An 18,404-nucleotide genomic window follows, 5' to 3' on the forward strand; every position below is an offset into this window, starting at 1 on the left:
ACCGCCTACTTACCCAGTTTGCTGCGCGGCACGACCGGGCGAATTTCGAGGTTCTCCACCATTGCTTCCTCACTCGCGTCCACTGCCATGCGCACCGCGGCGGCAACTGACTGCGGGCGCAGGTGATCGCTGGGGCGGTAGGAGCGGCCGGCGCGCTGCTGAATGTCCACCTGCATATCTGTGTCAACACGACCCGGATGCACGGAAGTGACGCGAATCGTGCCGCGCTCCTGCTCACGCAACGCGTCAGTGAAGGCACGCAGGGCGAACTTGGAGGCTGAGTACACCGCGTTGTCAGCGCCCACGCGATAACCGGCTCCGGAGTTAATCGCAACGACCTGGCCACCGGCAGCGCGCAAAGCCGGCAGCAGCAGGCGTGTCAGCTCGGCCACGGCAACCACGTTCAGGCGCAGGACTCGGAGCCACTCGTCAGGCATGGTTTCGGCGATTGTACTTGAAGGCGCCATTGTTCCGGCACTGTGCACCAGTATGTCGAGGCGCTCCAGGTGCAGGTCTTCGACGGCTTGGTGCATCTGTTCGAAATCACTGAGGTCTGCGACAAATGGACGGACCGTGGCTGCTGCGTCTCGGCTGGAGGTGTCCGTTTTACTGCCAGTGGCAGCTGCCTGGCGTGCTGCGATGAACCTGTCGCAGGCGGCCGCCACCGATTCGTCCGAACTGCCACCAACGATGATGGTGTGTGTGCGGGACAGTTCCTGGGCAATGGCTGCACCTATACCGCGCGTTGCGCCGGTGATCAGGGCAATGGGTCGATCTGTCGAAAGCTCGTGCGTAATCGTCATGGGGTCAGCTTATCGATTCGGGCAATGCCTGTTCACCCCCTTCGATACACTGGACGCACGACACTCCTGTGTCGACTTGGCAATGATCGAGCACCAACAAGACGATCCTTTCAAGCGAGGAGGCCCCCGTGAAACTTGCATCCGGCATCATGCGCACCATCACCGGCGCTTACATTCTGAACTCAGGTATCGGCAAACTGCATCTGGATGCCGAGGCCGCTGCCGGACTGCAGGAAATGGCCGCCACAGGCATTCCCCAGCTCGGTGAACTTGACCCGGAGGTATTCGGCAAGTTCATCTGCGCATCGGAAATCGGAATTGGCGCATCGCTTCTGACACCGTTTATTCCTCGCAAACTCGCCGGATTGGCGCTGACAGCATTCGCCTCGGGCATGCTCACCATGTACTTCCGCAACCCTGCGATGACCGAAGCAGACGGAATCCGCCCCTCGCAAGAAGGCATGATGCTCTCAAAGGATGTCTTCATGCTGGCGATCGGTTTGGCTCTGATCACCATGAAGAAAGACAAGAAAGCGCAGTAGATGCCTCGTGATCAGTTCCCGCTGGCCGGCCGAGTCATCGTCATCACGGGAGTGAGCCGGCGGGCAGGGATCGGATACGCTATTGCCCGGCGCGCCGCCGAATGGGGCGCTGACTTGGTATGCCACCACTTCAGCACCCATGACGACAAGCAGCCGTGGGGCAGCGATGATATTGCAGCCGTGTGCGCCGGCATCCGATCCCACCTTCGGTCCGGCGCCCGCATGATCGACGTCGGTGGTGATTTAACTGACGAGGGAGCCCCCGCGGCACTGATCGATACAGCGCGCAGCGAATATGGCCGCGTTGATGCTGTTGTGTGCAACCAGGCGCTGTCTGGCAATGACGGCGCGCTCAGTGACATCACAGCGGACGATCTTGATGCCCACTGGCGTGTCAATGCGCGCACGTCAATCCTGCTGGCGCAGGCCTTTGCGGCCGTTGCCGGCGACCAGGGGTCGATCGTGTTCATGACATCCGGGCAGGCGATGGGGCCGATGCGCAGCGAAATCGCCTACGCCGCCTCAAAAGCAGCAATCGCAGGCATCACGCTGACACTGTCAGATGAGCTTGCGGCCAGGAACATCCGCGTCAACACTGTCAATCCCGGCCCTGTTGACACCGGCTACATGACGGACGAGGTGCGCCAGCATGTGCTCGAGCAGTTCCCCGGTGGCCGGATGGCCACCCCTGATGATCCGGCACGGCTGGTTGTATGGCTCCTCAGTGATGAGTCTCAGTGGGTCACGGGTCAGGTGATCAACACTGAAGGCGGGTTCTCACGCTGGAAGTAGCGCCACGCTCACCGCTGCCAGGCACAAGTGTGCACACCACCAGGAAGCACGGTGGCGAAAACAGGGCACGAGAGTGTCCGCACCCACCCCATGACATTTGTGATAGATAGATCGTGACAATCACTCTATCCACATGCGGGTAATCATTTGTACTGTGAAGACATGAACACAGATGAGATTGCCACCACACGTGGCTCCACAGTGCGATCCGAAAACGCTCACACAGCACAGACGTCATCGCAGGCATCATCGGCGGCGCCTACACGCGCACCACAATCCGCTCCACCAGCAATCGACCTCGTCGACATTCACCGCTCGTTCGGTCAAGTCCACGCAGTCGACGGTGTCACCCTGTGCGTTGAACAAGGTGAACTCGTCGCACTGCTGGGACGCAACGGCGCGGGCAAGACCACACTCATTGACATCGCTCTGGGTCTGGGCCATCAGGATTCGGGCACAGCCAGGCTTTTCGGCATGGCTCCTCATGACGCAATCAAGCGCGGCCTGATCGGAGTCATTCAGCAAACTGGCGGACTGCCGCCCGAACCGTCCGTTCGTGAAACAGTGTCAACACTGGCCAGCGCATACGTCGATCCCGCACCTGTGGATGAGGTGCTGGAGCTGGCCGGAATCACCGACCTGGCAACGCGCAAAATCGGCAAGTGTTCAGGTGGCGAACAGCAGCGCGTACGCCTGGCGATCGCCCTGCTTTCACGTCCGCGCCTTCTCATCATGGATGAGCCGACCGCCGGAATGGACGTGGATTCACGGATGCAGTTCTGGCAGACGATGGAGAAACTGACAACAGGCGGCTTGACCGTCGTGTTCGCAACTCACTATCTGTCAGAAGTTGAAGCAGTTGCTCACCGCATCATCATCATGAATCGCGGTCACGTTGTCACAGATGAAAGCTCCCGAACTCTGCTGAACACGGAGCGTGCCCATATTCGCGCAACCGTCTCAGAAGAGCATAGGGACGCCCTCGTCAATGAGATCACTGCGCTGCCCGGGGCCGACAAGTGGACCTACGAATTCGACGACGGGCAAATCGCGATCGACGGAGAAAAGCTTGAACCGGCTGCTCTTGCGGTACTGAACACCGCAGGCATCAAGGATTTCCAAATGAAACGAACCAGCCTGGATGAAATGTTCACCCGCCTGACCGGCGCGAACACGGAGGAGTCAGATTCATGAACACGCACGCCGCAACGACACATACCCTGACGAAACAAGACCTGACAGACCGACCTGTTCCCCCGCCGCTCAAAGGACTGGGTGCACAGTTCATGATGGCGTTGCGTGATAACACGCTGCGCAACCCGTGGTTCATCGGCGGTTCCATCGGCATCCCCATTCTGATGTATTTCCTGTTCGCAGTTGGCAAGGAATACTCAGATACCAGCGTGGGGCACGCGAACATTCAGGCAGCCATTCTGGCCGGTCTGACATGCTACGGAGCGCTCATATCGGCTGCAAGCGCAACATGCAACACCGCGCTGCAACGTCGAACCGGATGGTGGCGCACACTGGCACTGACTCCAATGAGCCTGTCAACATACCTGTGGGCTCAGATCTGTGCGGCAATCCTGGTCGGCGCTCTGGCTGCACTGGTGACCTATGGTGTAGGGGCACTCACCGGCGCTGAAATGTCAGGAATTACCTGGGTTGTGACGTTCGCGTTGATTGTCGTGTGCAGTTTTCCCCTGGCGGCATTCGGATTCGCGGTTGGCCAGCTTGTCGGTGAGAACGCCGCGAACTTCATCGTCTCAATGACGGTGCTGGTCAGTGCATTCCTGTCCGGCATGTTCATGCCGCTGGAGCAGATGGGCTCATTGGTCCAGAAAGTCGCGAAGTACACACCAATGTATGGGATCATCAATCTTGTTCGGGCACCGCAGCTTGGCTGGGATACCGCGTTCGAATGGAGCTGGGTCATCAATATCGCGGTCTGGTCGCTCGCAATGTTGGCCGCAGCTGTCTGGACGTTTACCCGCTCGAGCCGTACTGAAAGGAACTGACAGCGATGAGCTGGAGCTGGCTGTGGCACTCACCGGCGGCTTCAAGTTCGCTGCGCGAGCGCCTCAGCTCGTTGCCGTGGGCACTGCCGTACCTGATCTTCATGATCATCGGCATCATCCTGGGAGTGCGCAGCAGCCCGGAGCAGGCTGTGCCCATGTTCGCCTGGCTCACCGTGTTCATCCTGGTGTACGTTTCCACGTGGATCCGTTCCGACTCTGCCCCCGTTTCACGGTCAACGGACCCGTGGGTGGTGGCGACGATCGTCGTCATGAGCGTCCTGCTCGCAGGTATGATGCCGTTTTCGGATGCGGTGTCGGTGTTCTTTTTTCTGCCGTACATCAGCGCGGTGATTGTGCTGCAGCTTCCGCGCCACCTGTACACGCGGTGGGCGTGCGCGCTGCTGATCGGCTCAGTCCTGCTCGCAGTGCTTTTGGTGATTCTGCGTCTGGCCAACATCAATGAGGCGTCCTTTGGGCTGGCGATCCTGCTGTGCACGATTTTCATGACGTTCATGGCTCGTCGCGCCATCGACAATGACCGAGAAGACAGGATCCGTCAGGCCGAGCGCGTCCAGACCTCCCAGTCAGAAGAACGCAGCCGCATCAGCGCGGATCTGCATGACGTCCTCGGGCAGACCCTGACCGCCATCAACGTCAACGCGCAGGTCGTCGCCCGGTTCGCCCAGTTGGGCAAGATGGACGAGGGCGTCCCCTACCTTGAACAGCTCCAGGAATTATCACATGACGCCCTGGCGCAGATGAGACAGGTTGTTGCCGCCACGCGTGAAGCGGATCTGGATCAGGAGCTGGCGCAGGCCGCGCACCTGGCGGACGCTGCGGGCATCGTGCTGACGCTGAGCGATGAGGGGCATCCACCTGAGGGCAAAACCAGTCAGGTTGCCGCTCACCTGGTCCGTGAATCGATGGCGAATGTCGTCCACCATTCCGGTGCTGACCGGGTATGGGTGGAGCTCAGTCCGGTTCGCGTGAGCGTGCATGACAACGGTCGGGGCAGCAGGCCGGCTGCCGCGGGTCGAAGCCGGGCCGCTGCCGGCCAGAAAACCATTGCGGACAGTCAGCAGAGCGCTCACGCGGGACAGCGCATGTCCACCGGTTTGGAGTCGCTGGAAAAACGTGCCGAAGGTGTGGGCACCGTGACCTGGGGGCCTGCTGACGGGGGCGGATGGCACGTGACGTTCACGGTAGATCCGGTCGATGGGGCGGATCCTCCTGCCCTGTCAATGGTGGGCGACACTGTTCGTCCCGTCAGTGAAGGAGCACTCTCATGAGGGTCGCAGTTGTCGATGATCAGGGAGTTGTCCGCGCCGGTATCGCCGCGCTGATCGGTTTGGAGCCTGACATTGAGGTGGTCGCTCAGGCTTCGAACGGCAGCGAAGCGGTTGACCTTGCCGAGACCATGGGCGCAGAGATTGACGTGATGCTGCTGGATGTGGAGATGCCCGGTATCGATGGTTTGCAGGCGCTGCCGCGCGTGCGCGAGGTGAGCCCTCATACACGCGTGCTGATGCTGACAACGTTTGACCGTCCGGGGTGGGTGGCGCGTGCCCTGTCGCTGGGGGCGGCCGGCTTCGTGTTGAAGGACCAGCCGGCGGAGGCTCTGGCCGCGTCGATCCGCGCGGTCAACGACGGTAAGCAGGTTGTTGATCAGGAGCTTGCCGCGCGCACACTGGGCCTGGGGATCAATCCGCTCACCCCGCGTGAGATCGATGTGCTGCGTGCGGCCGAGGGCGGCGGCACCACTGCTGATGTGGCGCGTGAAGTCGGTCTGTCTCAAGGCACCGTCCGTAACCATGTCACCAGTGCCATGGCGAAAACCGGTGGCTCATCCCGCATGGATGCCGCGCGCCGCGCCCGCGACAACGGGTGGCTGTAGGGACTGCCCGCGGGGCTTGCGTAGGGGCCCGCGGGGCCCTGCCTCTGGTTCAGGCGTCGTGCTGACCGCTGCTGATCGGCACGATGAGCGTTTCCTATCGCCAGGGCTCGCAGGTGATCTGGGTTCCGGTCTCCATATCCAGACTGCCGCCATCCTGGCCCTGTGCTACGTCGACCGGCACTTCGCCGCCTGCGATGCCCAGTGTCATATCAACCGTGTCAGATTCCTCCGTCCCCGCTCCGCGCCAAGATAGTTGCATCGCGGCGCTTGCACCTGCAGGAATATCCACTCCCCGGTCAAATTCGGCCGCCGAGGCGCGGGGCGAGGCAACAGTGCTCACCGCTAGGTCTGCTCCACTCATCGTGATCTGCAGGTCGGGCACACCGCTCACAGAGCACGCGGTGTCGCCATTGTTAATCACTGTCAGTATCGCGCCTCGAGCACCCAGCGCTCCCTGCACCGGTCCGAGCTCGGCAGTAAGAGAGTCCGGGCTGCACAGCGGCTCCACCGCCGGCGTCGCTTCACCTCCAGACTCAGCGACCGCCCCAGATTCAGAGGCCACCGCAGCTCCAGACTCAGCTTCTTCCGGCGGCACCGAAGACGAAGCAGGTGGAGTCTGATCAATCGGGGTCGACCGGTCAGCCGGTGCAGGCAGAATCATCAGGGCGCTCACACTGACAATCCCCGCCACCGTGCACACCACCGCCGCGCATCGGGCGATAGGACGCCACGCAGCAGTGGTCGGGTCACCCTCGTCGATGATGATTGCCGAGGATGGAGCACCGCCTTCATACTCGACGGCAGAGTTTTCGCGAATGCTCTCGTAGGCGGCGGCGCGAGCCAGCAGCATGGCGACAATCCCGATAACAGGAACCGCGAACAGGCCCGGCCCAGTGAAAAGCAGCGCGATTCCGGAGATGAAGACTGCGATGATCGCTGTGAGCGCGACGGCTCCGCCTGCAATCCAGGCTGGTCGGGTTGTGCGAGTCTGAATACTGGCCGTGAGGGCGAACACCAACGCGAGCAGCACGCCGGCCACGCCCGCAAATCCAAGTGCCGCGGCGTATCCACCGAAGGCCAGAGCCAGGCCACCGACTGCCAGGATCGGCGGCGCAACGACGCATAGTGCCACATCAACGATGAGGGAGACCCATTGGCTGGTTGTCCGTGAACGCGTGGGGCTCCTGCGCGACTGATCCAACAGCTCAGCAGAGCCGCCAGAACGCGGCATCCCCGACCAGCTGCCTGTCAGTTGGCGCGCCAGCGCGACCCACAGCCCGATAACGGCAATGATGAGCAGCAGCATCGCGATGAGGTAGCCGTAGGGGAAGGGGTAGTCACGGCACTGCCCGGGGAAGTCATTGCAGTCGAACTGGAGTTCGGGACCGGGCATGCGGATGTCCTGTCCTGTGATGACGATCAGTGCGCTCAGTGCGAGGCCGAGGAGCGCTGCGGTGCCCAGCAGGTTGCGTCTGCGCCTGATGGGGCAGGCCCCTGTTGGTACGCGCCGCCGCCGTGTGCTCTTCACAGTGTCAGTGTGCCACACAGGCGGCACAGCCAACCGGATGTGCCTGTAAGAGATGACAGGCACATCCGGCAGGACATGCCACGCGGGCAGGACTGCAGCCTCAGTTCTGGATCTATTGCGAGTTCAGGGCGGCTGTGGGGGGTGTGCGTGCGGCGCGCACTGCCGGGTACAGGCCGGCGACAGCGCCAATCACCACGGTCACGGCCAGACCTGCGGCCACCACGTACAGCGGCATGACGAACAGCCATCCACTGACAGTGGCCACGACAGCAGTGATCAATGTGCCGATGATGCAGCCGAGTGCTCCGCCGATACCGGCCAGCAGCAGTGCTTCAGACAGGAACTGGATACGGATGTGAGCGCGCGTTGCTCCCATGGCCCGACGCAAGCCGATTTCCTGGCGGCGCTCGAGGACTGAAATGATCATCGTGTTGGCAACGCCGATACCGCCGACCAGCAGAGCAATTGATCCGACGCCGGCCAGCAGCGTCGTGAATGCATGATCGGCAGCGGCTTTCGCACTGAGCGCTTCTGAAGGTCGCGACACTTTGATACCACCTGATGCCTGCGGTGAAATGGTCGGTGCCAGGAGGTCACGGATCCGGGCGACCTGGTCATCGGCGCTGCGCTCGTACACTGTGGTGGGATGGTCATCATGGCCGTACAGTCGTTGCGCCACTGTGCGACTGATCAGCGCCGCGGAGTCCAGTTCCGGTGCCAGTGGTACCGGTTTGAGGATACCGGCCACCGTGACGAGCTGGTTGCCCATCCAGATCTGTGTTCCGGGAGTGACAATGCCGAGGCGCTGGGCTGCACTCGCCCCCAAAACGGTTGTCGGATACTGCGCGAGCGCTTCGTTGAGCCACGTTCCATGCGCCACTTCGCCTGCCACCACGTCCAGCAGTGTCAGATCAGTGGAGACGGTCGCGATCCCACCTGTTTCTTCTGCAGGAATCAGCGAGCTGCGATAGACCTTGATGTCGGTCAGGGCAGCTGTGCTGGTTGCATCGGTAACACCCGGCAGGAGCGCCACTTTCGCTGCAGCGTCTGGTGGCAGTGTGGCAGCGGCTCCCGTCATGTCGCTTCCGGCAGTGACTGTCAGCAGATTTGTGCCGAGGGCGTCCAACTGTCGAGTCAGTTGAGCTCTGCTGGAGGTGGAAATTCCGATCACCGCCACCATTGCTGCGATCCCGATCGCGATGCCCAGTGCTGACAGGAAGGCACGCATCGGGCGTGAGCGCAGCCCCACTGTGCCGAGCCGCACCGCATCTGATGCCAGAAGCGTTGACGCGGCCGGCGCTGAACGAGTGTGATCAGATGTGTGAGTCATGGTGCTCCCTTCCAGCCACGCCGCCCGCCGGGCATTCAGTCGAACCGCCTGTCGCGCCGCCCGCCGCACCGTCGGCCGAGTCAGCCACGATCCGTCCGTCACGGATGGCGATTCTGCGCGGCAGGCGCGCAGCCAGGTCGTTGTCGTGTGTAATGACAACGATGGTTGTGCCCGCCTCATTCAAGTCGTGGAGAAGCTGGACGATTGATTCACCCGAGCGTGAATCCAGATTGCCTGTCGGCTCGTCTGCCAGCAGCAGCGGCGGTTCAGCGACAACGGCTCGTGCAATCGCCACACGCTGGCGTTCTCCACCTGACATCTGGTGGGGTCTGTGCTCCAGACGATGCCCCAGTCCGACGCGTTCCAGCGCTGCTCGTGCTCGCTCACGGCGCTGCGAGCGCGCTACGCCCAGGTACAGTAATCCGTCAGCCACATTGTCCAGTGCGCTCACTCCCGGTGAGAGATGGAACTGTTGAAAGACGAATCCGATCATGCGGGCGCGTACCGCTGACACACCTGCATCATCAAGTTCACTGACGTTGATTCCATCAATGAGGACCCGTCCCGACGTGGGAGTATCCAGTGTGCCGATCATGTTAAGCAACGTTGTTTTACCTGATCCGCTCGGTCCGACAATGGCCGTGAATTCGCCGCGATTAATCGTCATGCTCACACCCGCACATGCTTGGACGGGCGGGGAGCCGAACGAACGAGTCACGTCATCCAGTTGCACCAATGCGTCGGTCATCGTGATGGCACCACCACGTGCTGACCTTCGGCAAGGTCGTCTCCGGATACTTCCACGCGTCCGGCTGAAAACAGTCCCGTTTCAACAGGTATCTGTGAAAATGAGCCGTCCTCGCGTGCGATTTCCACGCCGAACTGTGTCGGTGTCAGGGCAAGCAGGGCGTTGACTGGAACGGTCAGCACGTTTTCGCGGGTTTGGGACGGTAGCGCAACTGTCACGGATGCTTCCTGGAGCGTTGATGTGGCTTCCGGGTCGGAGGGGGTCACGGTGATGGGAAGGATGCGTTCCTTGTTTCCCGCAGCCGGGCCTGCCTGGTTTGCCTGTGAGCCCTGCCCGTCGGCCTGGCTGTCCTGACCGTTTCCAGCGCCACGCTCAACCGGGGTGCCAACTGAGCTGATGGTGCCCGGCGTTGTTGACCCGTCGGGAAGCTGAATCGTCACCTCGCGGCCCTTTTCAGCCAGGTCCTGCTGTGCGAGCGAGACGTTCGCATCCACGACCTGTTGCATGGAGGACACGCTGAAAAGGCTGGTGTCCAGCGTGACTCGATCTCCCACACGGGTAGACAGTGTTCCGACGCGCAGGTCAGCTGGCGCAAAAATGATTCGTCCCAGCTGCAGGCGACCACTACGTGTCAGTCCGACTGCGTCCTGCCAGTTCCTGATCGCACTGATCGTCTGCGCATCGAAGCGCTCATCTGGCTCATCGGCAAAATAGCCCAGATCCTTGAGGGACTGTTCGAGCTGCTGAACGTCCTGCCCGTTACTCATACCGTCTTCAAAGTCACGCCACGCAGGGGTGGCACCGCGCATGAGGTAGGCCGGGTCGTCACCTACCTGGTACAGCTGTGCACCGGCGCTGATTTGAGTGCCCGGTTCAGGCAGCTGTGTCACGATTCCGTCGAATCCGGCACGAAGCTGGTGCGAATCAGCGTAATGTAACGTGCCGGCAACATTCACACTGCCATGCAGATCCTCGCGCACAACGGGTTCGGTGGCAATTGCAGAGCCTGCCTGCCCCGTTGCACCGCTCTGACCCGATTGTGCGGCATTGGCCTGCCCGCCGTGCCTGAGCCAGATGGCACTTGCCACCACCAGCGTCACAATCAGGATTGCCGCTATGCCGAGGACGACAAGCGTGCGCCGCTTCGTCATAGCTTTCACTTGGTGTTCTCCGTCCCGGTGTTGGAGGCATTGGCCGCATCAGCCTTGTCGAAGCATTGAGAAATGGCTGCTGGCGGCACGTCGTTGAGTCGGATTCCCTGGCCTCGCACTGGATCTTCCACGTGATAGCCGTCCTGGCGCAGGCATTGAGCGACACGCACAAGCCGATCGAATTCTTGGTCAGTCATTTCACTGTCCGCACCTGCCGTTGGGCTGTCACCGACTTTTTCCCAGCAGCCCTGCACGGCGGTGTTCCACGCGTTCGCATCGACACCAAAATCTTCGCCCGGGCCGTAATTTTGAAGGTCGTCGGGCACATTCACACCGGCTTCGCGCATACAGGCAGCGAATTTGAGATTGTATTCTTCCACAGCTTTGGTCTCTGACTCTGATGCGCCAGCGCCCTTGCCCGCAGCGTTGCTGTCCGATCCGGCTGCGTCGCTTCCGACCGGCATATTGCTCGAACAGCCTGCAAGCGTGACCAGGCTCATCAGCGCAGCTCCAGTCACCGCGCGCGCCCTGAAAGCTTTCAGCACGCCTCCAACTGAACTCTCTGCCGTCACGTTCGAAGCCCTACCATGTATGCGCAGTTGCATCGTCAATTTCCTCCACGTATTTGGTCCTGCAGTTTGCGCGAGGTACCCGGATCAGTACTCCACGCGTCTGAAGAGATTTAAACGCATCATGCGTTGCCGTAGCGTTGCGGTTTTTGTTTATGTTTTGCTAACACTGACATCGTTAAGATGTCGCCAGCGGAAGGGGCTCAACTGAGTCGCCCTCGTCAAGAGGAATGAATGAAAGGTACACCACTATGAAGGTCCTCATCGCCGAGGATGAAGAATATCTCGCACAGGCAATCGCCCAGGGGCTGAGGCGCGAAGCAATGGTTGTTGACGTGACTTTCGATGGCGATGACGCGCTGGAGATGGTGCGTTGTTCTTCCTACGACGCGATAGTTCTGGATCGTGATTTGCCGGGAACTCATGGTGACGAGGTGTGCAGGATTCTCGCGCACCACTACCCTGAGGTGCGCATCCTGATGCTCACTGCCGCCCGCACGCTCAACGCACGCGTCACGGGGTTCGAACTGGGAGCTGACGACTATCTGGTCAAACCGTTTGAGTTCCCGGAGCTGGTTGCCAGACTGCGAGCTCTCGGCCGCCGCTCTCAACCGGCACGAGAACCTGTCCTTGAATCGTGCAGAGTGCGTCTGGACCCGTTCCGTCGCGAAGTCTACCGCGATGGACGCTTCGTCCGTCTGAGCCCCAAGGAGTTCGCGGTTCTGGAATTGCTGATGGAGGCTGACGGCGGGGTCCTCAGCCAGGAAACGCTGCTGGAGCGCGCATGGGACGCGAACGCTGATCCCTTCACCAATTCGATTCGCGTCACTATTTCACATCTGCGTCAGCGGCTCGGCTCCCCCTGGGTTATCCAAACCGTGCCGGGCGCAGGATATCGCTTTGGGGAGGCAGACAGATGACGAGGACACCGCGCGGGGAACGCCGCCTGACCCTGAGAATGCGCCTGACCTTGTCCTATGCGGGACTGGTGGGCGGTGTGGGCCTGGTGATGATTGGCCTGGTGTACGCCTATATGCGCCTGGTGCCGATGCGACTGAACACCACGTTCGCTCCTCCCGCGCCTGACGGGCAAAGCGCCAGTTTTGACCTGGTGATCCCAGTGGCCCGCTCCATGCTCAACACCATGCTGGTCACGTCGCTTCTGGTTCTGACGATTCTGACGCTTCTTTCCGGCCTAGTCGGGTGGATCGTGGCGGGACGCGTGATGGCGCCGCTGGTTGACATGAAGAAAGCCGCTGCTCTGGCAACATCAGGCGATTACAGTTACCGCCTGAACCTGAAGGGACCGGATGATGAGGTGCGCGAGCTGGGCGTTATGTTCGACGCGATGCTTGATTCGGTCGATCAGTCGCTCCGTTCTCAACAGCAGTTCGCAGCCAATGCGTCGCATGAGCTGCGTACTCCTCTTGCCACGACTCAGACAATGATTGATGTGACGCTGTCTGATCCGGATGCGACCACTCAGGAACTGCGGGACCTTCTGCGACGGGTACGCGAAACCAATCACGCCAACGCTCAGACTGTGGATGCGCTGCTGGATCTGTCGGCAGCTCAAGGCGGGATGCTGGCGCGCGAAGAGGTGGATCTAGCCGAAATTGTTCGCCACGCCATCCATGAAGTTGAATCTCCGGCGAAAGACCATGGTATAGCCATCCATATGAGCATCACTCCCGCTGCAGTTACTGGAGATCAGGTGCTGCTGCGCCAGGCGGTCTCGAACCTGCTGCGCAACGCCGTCACCTACAACCTGGCGGATGGATCTGTGAACGTCACCCTGCAGGTACACCATTCGCCTTATGCCAGTGCTTCCTGCGCAGTGCTGAACGTGACCAACACCGGCCCCCTCGTCGATGCTGATACCGTCAGCTCACTGTGTGAGCCTTTCGTGCGTGGATCCAGACGTACAGCCGGTACCACGCGCGGACATGGCCTGGGACTCGCAATCGTGCAGGCTGTCGCTCAAGCTCACCGCGGCACAGTCACTATTTCCGCACTCGACGAGGGTGGTCTGAGCGTGACACTCACCGTTCCTGCAACAGTGCGCATTGCCAGCCGTTCAGTGGATGCGACACGGGCTACGCCCAGCACCACGTGAAGACGTCCGGCCCCAGACAGTGATCCCGGTCAGTATTGCCACCCCAGAGATATGGCGGGCAGCTCAGCAAAGACCTGCGGCCTCACGTGGAGGCCGCAGGATCGATCAGGCGAACAGGTAGGGGTTGATCATCTGCCACGCGAGCGGCGATGTCAGCCCTGCCAACTCCACTTCCGGTTCATCGGCCTTGGTGCCGTCCATCGCGTACAGGCACGTCGGAGTACTCAGGAAGAGCAGGGATCCAGCGGGCGCCATCTGCTCGTCGACCGCGGCGAAAATGTCGAACACATTCATCGCCCAGGTTCCCTCAAGACCGGCCTTGCCAAATCCTGTGTCGTCGTGATCTCGGCATTCACTGGCGATGACGCGTTGCAGCTGATCGACATCACCTTGGTGTGCCAGACGAATGACGTCGGAGGGCAGGTGAAGTGGGCCGTCGAAAACATTCATGTGCGGCCCGAAAACCAGCCAACGCAGAATCAGTGAGGGAACTTCTTCCGGGTCGGAGCGGAACAGGTTCATCGAGTCACCCTCGGGCACGATCCACGTGACGTCCGTTGAAGAAATCCACACGGTGAGGGTGATCCGTTTGACGTCTTCCGACGGTGCGATGCGGGTCAGTTGAATCATGTGGGAACGCTGGAACAGGCCGGCGAAGAGGCGTTCGGCACCGTCCGTCAGGGATTCCTCATCGCTGATGAATCCCATGTCGACCAGATTCTTCCAGCCGTCTGAATTCGTGTCAGCTTTGCCGTCCAGCAAATCGGTTAGGGCTTCCCAGTCGGCCTCGTTGAGAATTGCAGCTGATTCTTCAGGGTTAAAACGGCTCATTGTGGGTTCCTCAAGCTATTCGACATTTCAACAAACGTGTCGTACATCGGGTCAAATTCGCGTGTCGCGCATGTCAGGGTGGCGGTCAGTCCGGCCTCGCCGTTCACCCACAGCCACTGGCACGACGACACGGACAGATCTTCCATCATGTAGACCCCCATGCGGGCTACACCATTGAGGTGTTCGTTTTCCCATGCTGCGTTTTCCAGCACCAGGAATCCGGGGATAGATTCGACGAGTTGACGCAACGTGCCGTCGTACCAGTCGATCGGATCGTCCGAGCCGGTCGCGGCTTTCGTCACGACGAGGCTGGGGCGGAACCCTGATGCAGCTTCAGGACCAAGTGCGATCAGCGGAAAAGTGCTCTCAACTTCCTGGAGCATCTGCTGAGTCGGGCCTTCTTCCGGCACTTGCTGGGTGAATTGCACTTTTTCTTCAGTGCTGAGTTCTTCCCAGTCTGCGGGAAGAGTGACGAACTCAGCGTCACTACTCGTTGGACTCATCAAAATCCTCCATCGCTTCGGTGGTTATTGTCGGACTTAAATTCTTGATGTTCGGGCTGGGTCAGGCGGGTCGGATCACTGTGGGAAGTAGTCGGATCACTGTGGGAAGGCGGGAGGATACCTTCAGCAAGATGACGATCGGCCGGGTACGAGCCCGGATCGACCTGAGTCAGGGCTTGCTGCTGACGTTTTTCCAACCGCTTCTCCGGATACATCGCGTCAGGCAAACGGAAGGGGATCACTGATATCAGCGCGACAACCATACAGGCCATTGCAACGATGACGATGATACGCATTCCCTGTTTGCTCATCCCCAGTGTTCCAGCAGTAAATGCGACTCCGAAAAGCAGGAACGCCAGACCGATGGCAGGAGTGGTGAGTGCTTCGGAGTTTTTCCACCATCCGAAGATGTTCCCAACTGAGCGAGCGAGTTTTCCGAGCGTGGAGTCTGAAAACATCGCAAGAGCCCATTGAGCCAGGATGAGGCCTCCAAACAGGAATGCCAGTGTGATCATCCAGAAGGTATCACTACTCGAAAAATCATCCATCGATTTCCTCATCCTCAGCTACAGAGCCTGTACTGCCGTGGCTGGAACAGCGGCGGGGCAACGCGCGAAGTGGTTTCGCCGTCAGTCCGCAGCCACATCCAAATCCTCGGCTCTTGTCAGATTACCTTGAGGTCACTACGCCTAGCAGCGTTAATCACCATGCACAACACTCACACATCAGTATCGGTCTTGCTGGCGCTAATCGAACAGGCCGAAGGTAAAATCTGTTGCTTTTCCGCCAAGCCACTTACCGCCGGCACCACCCGCGACGCCACCGATGATGCCGCCAACGGCCGCTCCGATCGGTCCGCCAACAGCCATACCAATAGCTGCGCCACCCATCGCACCAGCTTTGCCGCCAGCCCAGCCACCGCCGACTTCCAGCAGTGTTCGGGTTCCGGCACGTGCAACCTTTTCTCCGGTTCCCATACCAGGATTGAGCGCACTGTCCGTCTTCCACTGGTCGTAAGCGGTGGTGCCAGCATCGACAGCGGTGAGCACACGCCCAGCATGCTTCGTGACCTTGCTGACTTTGTCGAGGATCTCTGGCGAATCTCCCCATCCCTTACCAAGGTTGACCTTGTCTTTAAATGTGTGGAACCGAACCTCTGGCGTATCTTTGAAATGCTTTCCGAGTCTCTTCGGATCGAACGTGGCACCGTTGAGCTTGAAGTTGATGCCCTTAATAAGCTTGACGGCATCGCCGGTGCGGGACTTCAGCATCTTCAGGAAGCCCAGCGTCGTACCGCCACCTGAGAACATCCCAGTGAAAGCCTTGACCAGCCAGTTGGCGGAAGTAACGGCACTGCATGCGTTCTGCAGCTCACTGTGAGCCACGTCCTCATCGCGGCGGACGATGCTCACCTCTCCCGCGAGGGTCGAATAGAGGGCCTGCTTTTCCATGTACTCAGTCCACGCCTGGATGAGAGCCGCATTCGTCACCGGATCCGCCGGAACCGGCAGCGGAGGCGGAGGCGGAGGCAGTTCGATTGAAGTCTTGGGGATAACAATCAGCTTGCCTGCTGCCGCCCGACCTTCAATGTCTTTGAGGCGGGTCTTACATGAACGAATCAACGTCACAAATGAGTCAACGGCACCAGCAAAAGTTTCGATCTCATCATGGATCTCCTGCGCTGATTTAGTGGCAGACTGGATAGCCGCGGACGCTTCAGCTGCCGTGTAGCCCACCAGCTCAGACTGCACGATGCTATTGGCCCGATCGAGGTCCTTAATACCGTCGTACACTTGGCCCCTGCCATGCAGGAGGACTCCACTCTTCCAGGAGGAGAGCGTTTCGGGTTCTATATCGAGCTTGGTGTCAATCATTTACCCATTCCTCCTGACTGGGGGTAGTAAACCCCGCCCGCGTGAGGGTAAACCGAGGTAAGTTCGCTAAAGATTCGAGCTTCTGAAGCTTCAAAATTCTGATCAGCGGTCGACAGACTGCCACTCACCTTCCCTGTTCCATCAGCCAGGGCTTTCAGGCCTTCAGTAAACTTGCTCAGTACAGCATTCACACTTGCCGTGGACTTGCCAAAATCAGGCGGCGCCCCGAAATTCACTCCCGCGAACGTGCTGTTCGCGTCGTTCAATCGCGCTTGTGCTGCTTGCGACCGATCCTGCTTCCATTTCAGATCGCTCATACGATCCCCTCACGTGTCTCATCGCAGATACGTCGTGACCAACGCGCCACGCTAACTCTTCGATTGCCGCACTTAGGTTAGGGATTCTGATTAAACGGTGGGTAAACAGAATGTGAGCAGTTTTCAGGCGCCCGTCACAAGCGGGTCGGCCGCCCTCGTCAATCACGCCAACACTGAGCGAGACCTTGCCGCCTCCATCATCCACCGGGCTGCATAATCCTCGTCCGCGGGCACCTCTCTCACGAGGAAGAACACACATCGACGCTCCTACCTCGCGCGCGGGCGTCACGACTATTGAGGAGCGGAACCGCAGGCCCTCACGCACCCACCCCCGACACCTCATCGTGAAGTCGACCACATCAAAAACACCTACATCGAACCGGGCATTTCTGGCTTCCGCACTGGAATTTCACTATATGGACGGGCGTGAGAGCCGAAGACAGATCAACTTGGCACGCCCCGCCAGTGCTCCACCACGCAGCGACATGCCCTGTTAAGTGAACTAGCCCCTGAAAGTTGGACTGGTTTAATTCTAGGCGGTTAGGGCTTCAAGGCCGTAGTTGAATTCGTGGTTACCAGCACCCACCGCATCGTATTTCAAGTAGTTGAACACACTAGCCATCGGGTCAACAGTGCTATCTGTCCGGTTCGAGTGGTACACCATTTCCATTCATGAGCCCTGCGCAGCGTCGCCGTTGTCTAGAAGCAGCACGGCGTTCTTACCTTTTTCTTCACGAACGTTCTGGATTGCCGTTGAGGGGTGATCCATACCGCGAACATTTTGGGGTTTGGAAGAGCCAAAGGGCTGCCCGGTGAAGTAGTCGTGGTCCACTAGGGTGCCATAAATGAAGGTTTTGGTTTTCAAAACAAAACAGGCAAGGTTACTTTTGTACTTTAACTTCACTTGAGATGCAGGTCTTACAAATTTGCGCTCGTACATATCGCGGATTTGGCCGGGCGGAGCAAACAACGTTGTTTTGGTGCCTCACCGAAATTTCGTTCAGCACTGTTCGGACTATAGGAGAAATTGGCGACGGGGGTGAGACCGTTTAAGGTCTCACCCCCGTACTGTTATGCCGGTGTTTCGTCGGCTAGGCGATTAGTTCTCCTCGCCTTCTCGACGGCGTCGCACGAGCGCCAGGCCAAGGCCTGCTACGCCCATTGCGGCTGCGATACCAACGAGTCCTGATACCTGCGCGCCGGTGCGTACAAGCTTAAACTTCTTGACTCCCGGCTCGGTGGTCATATCGCCAGCGGCAGACTTCTCAACGGTGACCGTCACGCGATCAATCTCGTTGCCGTTCTTGTCCTTGACGATAACTACGATCTTGTCACCAGGCTTAGCGGGTCTGCTGAGGGTTTGGTTGACGTCTAGTTTGTTTTGCTGG

General features: G+C 59.7%; 21 protein-coding genes. 8 read left to right on the top strand and 13 right to left on the bottom strand.

What is annotated here, in order from left to right:
* Positions 1–5: 5 nt before the first annotated feature.
* Positions 6–803: an SDR family oxidoreductase gene (locus BLT69_RS09260; protein WP_092648875.1), complete on the bottom strand. Its 798-nt coding sequence runs from the start codon at positions 801–803 to the stop codon at positions 6–8.
* A 128-nt stretch (positions 804–931) separates the two neighbouring features.
* On the opposite strand from BLT69_RS09260, the gene BLT69_RS09265 reads away from it, so the two are divergent.
* The 6 genes from BLT69_RS09265 (at position 932) to BLT69_RS09290 (ending at position 6,049) form a co-directional block, all read left to right on the top strand.
* Positions 932–1,345, top strand: a complete 414-nt coding sequence (locus BLT69_RS09265) for a hypothetical protein (protein WP_058237363.1) — start codon at positions 932–934, stop codon at positions 1,343–1,345.
* Entirely contained in the window at positions 1,346–2,137 is a 792-nt protein-coding gene (locus tag BLT69_RS09270; protein WP_092648876.1) for an SDR family oxidoreductase, read from the top strand.
* 162 nt (positions 2,138–2,299) lie between these two features.
* The gene (locus BLT69_RS09275) at positions 2,300–3,331 is read left to right on the top strand and encodes an ABC transporter ATP-binding protein (protein ID WP_092648877.1); all 1,032 of its coding nucleotides are present in this window, start codon (positions 2,300–2,302) and stop codon (positions 3,329–3,331) included.
* Complete coding sequence (locus BLT69_RS09280; protein ID WP_092648878.1) at positions 3,328–4,155, top strand: ABC transporter permease; 828 nt, start codon at positions 3,328–3,330, stop codon at positions 4,153–4,155. The genes BLT69_RS09275 and BLT69_RS09280 overlap by 4 nt, the downstream gene beginning before the upstream one ends.
* Before the next feature lie 5 nt (positions 4,156–4,160).
* The gene (locus BLT69_RS09285) at positions 4,161–5,444 is read left to right on the top strand and encodes a sensor histidine kinase (RefSeq protein ID WP_092648879.1); all 1,284 of its coding nucleotides are present in this window, start codon (positions 4,161–4,163) and stop codon (positions 5,442–5,444) included.
* Complete coding sequence (locus BLT69_RS09290; RefSeq protein ID WP_092648880.1) at positions 5,441–6,049, top strand: response regulator transcription factor; 609 nt, start codon at positions 5,441–5,443, stop codon at positions 6,047–6,049. Before BLT69_RS09285 ends, BLT69_RS09290 begins: the two co-directional genes overlap by 4 nt.
* A 94-nt stretch (positions 6,050–6,143) precedes the next feature.
* Here the strand turns inward: BLT69_RS09290 and BLT69_RS09295 are convergent, their stop codons facing one another.
* The 5 genes from BLT69_RS09295 to BLT69_RS09315 all read right to left on the bottom strand — a co-directional run bounded on the left by BLT69_RS09295 (position 6,144) and on the right by BLT69_RS09315 (position 11,378).
* Positions 6,144–7,577 (bottom strand): DUF4232 domain-containing protein, encoded by a 1,434-nt coding sequence (locus tag BLT69_RS09295; protein ID WP_157886396.1) that lies wholly within the window; start codon positions 7,575–7,577, stop codon positions 6,144–6,146.
* Positions 7,578–7,689: 112 nt separating this feature from the next.
* Positions 7,690–8,907 (bottom strand): ABC transporter permease, encoded by a 1,218-nt coding sequence (locus BLT69_RS09300; RefSeq protein WP_092648882.1) that lies wholly within the window; start codon positions 8,905–8,907, stop codon positions 7,690–7,692.
* Positions 8,891–9,655 carry an ABC transporter ATP-binding protein gene (locus BLT69_RS09305; RefSeq protein ID WP_082628600.1) on the bottom strand — a complete coding sequence of 255 codons (765 nt, stop codon included), beginning with the start codon at positions 9,653–9,655 and terminating at the stop codon, positions 8,891–8,893. Before BLT69_RS09305 ends, BLT69_RS09300 begins: the two co-directional genes overlap by 17 nt.
* Positions 9,652–10,806, bottom strand: coding sequence for an efflux RND transporter periplasmic adaptor subunit (locus tag BLT69_RS09310; RefSeq protein ID WP_092648883.1), 1,155 nt, complete (start codon positions 10,804–10,806; stop codon positions 9,652–9,654). The genes BLT69_RS09305 and BLT69_RS09310 overlap by 4 nt, the downstream gene beginning before the upstream one ends.
* A gap of 5 nt (positions 10,807–10,811) precedes the next feature.
* Positions 10,812–11,378, bottom strand: coding sequence for a hypothetical protein (locus tag BLT69_RS09315; protein WP_157886397.1), 567 nt, complete (start codon positions 11,376–11,378; stop codon positions 10,812–10,814).
* A 248-nt stretch (positions 11,379–11,626) separates the two neighbouring features.
* Here BLT69_RS09315 and BLT69_RS09320 point away from each other — a divergent pair, with 248 nt between their 5' ends.
* Both BLT69_RS09320 and BLT69_RS09325 read left to right on the top strand, forming a co-directional pair.
* Positions 11,627–12,295 (top strand): response regulator transcription factor, encoded by a 669-nt coding sequence (locus BLT69_RS09320; protein WP_092648885.1) that lies wholly within the window; start codon positions 11,627–11,629, stop codon positions 12,293–12,295.
* On the top strand, positions 12,292–13,491 hold the full coding sequence (locus BLT69_RS09325) for a sensor histidine kinase (protein WP_092648886.1): 1,200 nt from the start codon (positions 12,292–12,294) through the stop codon (positions 13,489–13,491). The genes BLT69_RS09320 and BLT69_RS09325 overlap by 4 nt, the downstream gene beginning before the upstream one ends.
* A 105-nt stretch (positions 13,492–13,596) precedes the next feature.
* On the opposite strand, the gene BLT69_RS09330 is transcribed toward BLT69_RS09325, so the two are convergent.
* From BLT69_RS09330 to BLT69_RS09360, 7 genes are all read right to left on the bottom strand, one after another.
* A complete protein-coding gene (locus BLT69_RS09330) occupies positions 13,597–14,322 on the bottom strand; it encodes a hypothetical protein (protein WP_092648887.1) in 726 nt (241 codons plus the stop codon).
* Positions 14,319–14,825: a hypothetical protein gene (locus BLT69_RS09335; protein WP_058237375.1), complete on the bottom strand. Its 507-nt coding sequence runs from the start codon at positions 14,823–14,825 to the stop codon at positions 14,319–14,321. The genes BLT69_RS09330 and BLT69_RS09335 overlap by 4 nt, the downstream gene beginning before the upstream one ends.
* Positions 14,825–15,373 carry an MFS transporter gene (locus BLT69_RS09340; RefSeq protein WP_092648888.1) on the bottom strand — a complete coding sequence of 183 codons (549 nt, stop codon included), beginning with the start codon at positions 15,371–15,373 and terminating at the stop codon, positions 14,825–14,827. Before BLT69_RS09340 ends, BLT69_RS09335 begins: the two co-directional genes overlap by 1 nt.
* Positions 15,374–15,571: 198 nt before the next feature.
* The gene (locus BLT69_RS09345; RefSeq protein WP_092648889.1) at positions 15,572–16,699 is read right to left on the bottom strand and encodes a hypothetical protein; all 1,128 of its coding nucleotides are present in this window, start codon (positions 16,697–16,699) and stop codon (positions 15,572–15,574) included.
* Complete coding sequence (locus BLT69_RS09350; protein ID WP_092648890.1) at positions 16,696–17,016, bottom strand: hypothetical protein; 321 nt, start codon at positions 17,014–17,016, stop codon at positions 16,696–16,698. Before BLT69_RS09350 ends, BLT69_RS09345 begins: the two co-directional genes overlap by 4 nt.
* A gap of 670 nt (positions 17,017–17,686) precedes the next feature.
* The gene (locus BLT69_RS09355) at positions 17,687–17,956 is read right to left on the bottom strand and encodes a hypothetical protein (protein ID WP_143273989.1); all 270 of its coding nucleotides are present in this window, start codon (positions 17,954–17,956) and stop codon (positions 17,687–17,689) included.
* A 159-nt stretch (positions 17,957–18,115) separates the two neighbouring features.
* Positions 18,116–18,298, bottom strand: a complete 183-nt coding sequence (locus BLT69_RS09360; RefSeq protein WP_058237381.1) for an LPXTG cell wall anchor domain-containing protein — start codon at positions 18,296–18,298, stop codon at positions 18,116–18,118.
* Positions 18,299–18,404: the final 106 nt, after the last annotated feature.

This window comes from Schaalia radingae, assembly GCF_900106055.1.
Lineage (GTDB): Bacteria > Actinomycetota > Actinomycetes > Actinomycetales > Actinomycetaceae > Pauljensenia > Pauljensenia radingae_A.

Excerpts from the sequence above, each read along its gene's own strand:
- BLT69_RS09330 (WP_092648887.1), bottom strand. The coding sequence starts at position 14,322 with ATGAGCCGTTTTAACCCTGAAGAATCAGCTGCAATTCTCAACGAGGCC.
- BLT69_RS09285 (WP_092648879.1), top strand. The coding sequence starts at position 4,161 with ATGAGCTGGAGCTGGCTGTGGCACTCACCGGCGGCTTCAAGTTCGCTG.
- BLT69_RS09290 (WP_092648880.1), top strand. The coding sequence starts at position 5,441 with ATGAGGGTCGCAGTTGTCGATGATCAGGGAGTTGTCCGCGCCGGTATC.
- BLT69_RS09270 (WP_092648876.1), top strand. The coding sequence starts at position 1,346 with ATGCCTCGTGATCAGTTCCCGCTGGCCGGCCGAGTCATCGTCATCACG.
- BLT69_RS09320 (WP_092648885.1), top strand. The coding sequence starts at position 11,627 with ATGAAGGTCCTCATCGCCGAGGATGAAGAATATCTCGCACAGGCAATC.
- BLT69_RS09275 (WP_092648877.1), top strand. The coding sequence starts at position 2,300 with ATGAACACAGATGAGATTGCCACCACACGTGGCTCCACAGTGCGATCC.
- BLT69_RS09325 (WP_092648886.1), top strand. The coding sequence starts at position 12,292 with ATGACGAGGACACCGCGCGGGGAACGCCGCCTGACCCTGAGAATGCGC.
- BLT69_RS09260 (WP_092648875.1), bottom strand. The coding sequence starts at position 803 with ATGACGATTACGCACGAGCTTTCGACAGATCGACCCATTGCCCTGATC.
- BLT69_RS09345 (WP_092648889.1), bottom strand. The coding sequence starts at position 16,699 with ATGATTGACACCAAGCTCGATATAGAACCCGAAACGCTCTCCTCCTGG.
- BLT69_RS09310 (WP_092648883.1), bottom strand. The coding sequence starts at position 10,806 with ATGACGAAGCGGCGCACGCTTGTCGTCCTCGGCATAGCGGCAATCCTG.
- BLT69_RS09350 (WP_092648890.1), bottom strand. The coding sequence starts at position 17,016 with ATGAGCGATCTGAAATGGAAGCAGGATCGGTCGCAAGCAGCACAAGCG.
- BLT69_RS09355 (WP_143273989.1), bottom strand. The coding sequence starts at position 17,956 with ATGTACGAGCGCAAATTTGTAAGACCTGCATCTCAAGTGAAGTTAAAG.
- BLT69_RS09305 (WP_082628600.1), bottom strand. The coding sequence starts at position 9,655 with ATGACCGACGCATTGGTGCAACTGGATGACGTGACTCGTTCGTTCGGC.
- BLT69_RS09280 (WP_092648878.1), top strand. The coding sequence starts at position 3,328 with ATGAACACGCACGCCGCAACGACACATACCCTGACGAAACAAGACCTG.
- BLT69_RS09340 (WP_092648888.1), bottom strand. The coding sequence starts at position 15,373 with ATGGATGATTTTTCGAGTAGTGATACCTTCTGGATGATCACACTGGCA.
- BLT69_RS09335 (WP_058237375.1), bottom strand. The coding sequence starts at position 14,825 with ATGAGTCCAACGAGTAGTGACGCTGAGTTCGTCACTCTTCCCGCAGAC.
- BLT69_RS09300 (WP_092648882.1), bottom strand. The coding sequence starts at position 8,907 with ATGACTCACACATCTGATCACACTCGTTCAGCGCCGGCCGCGTCAACG.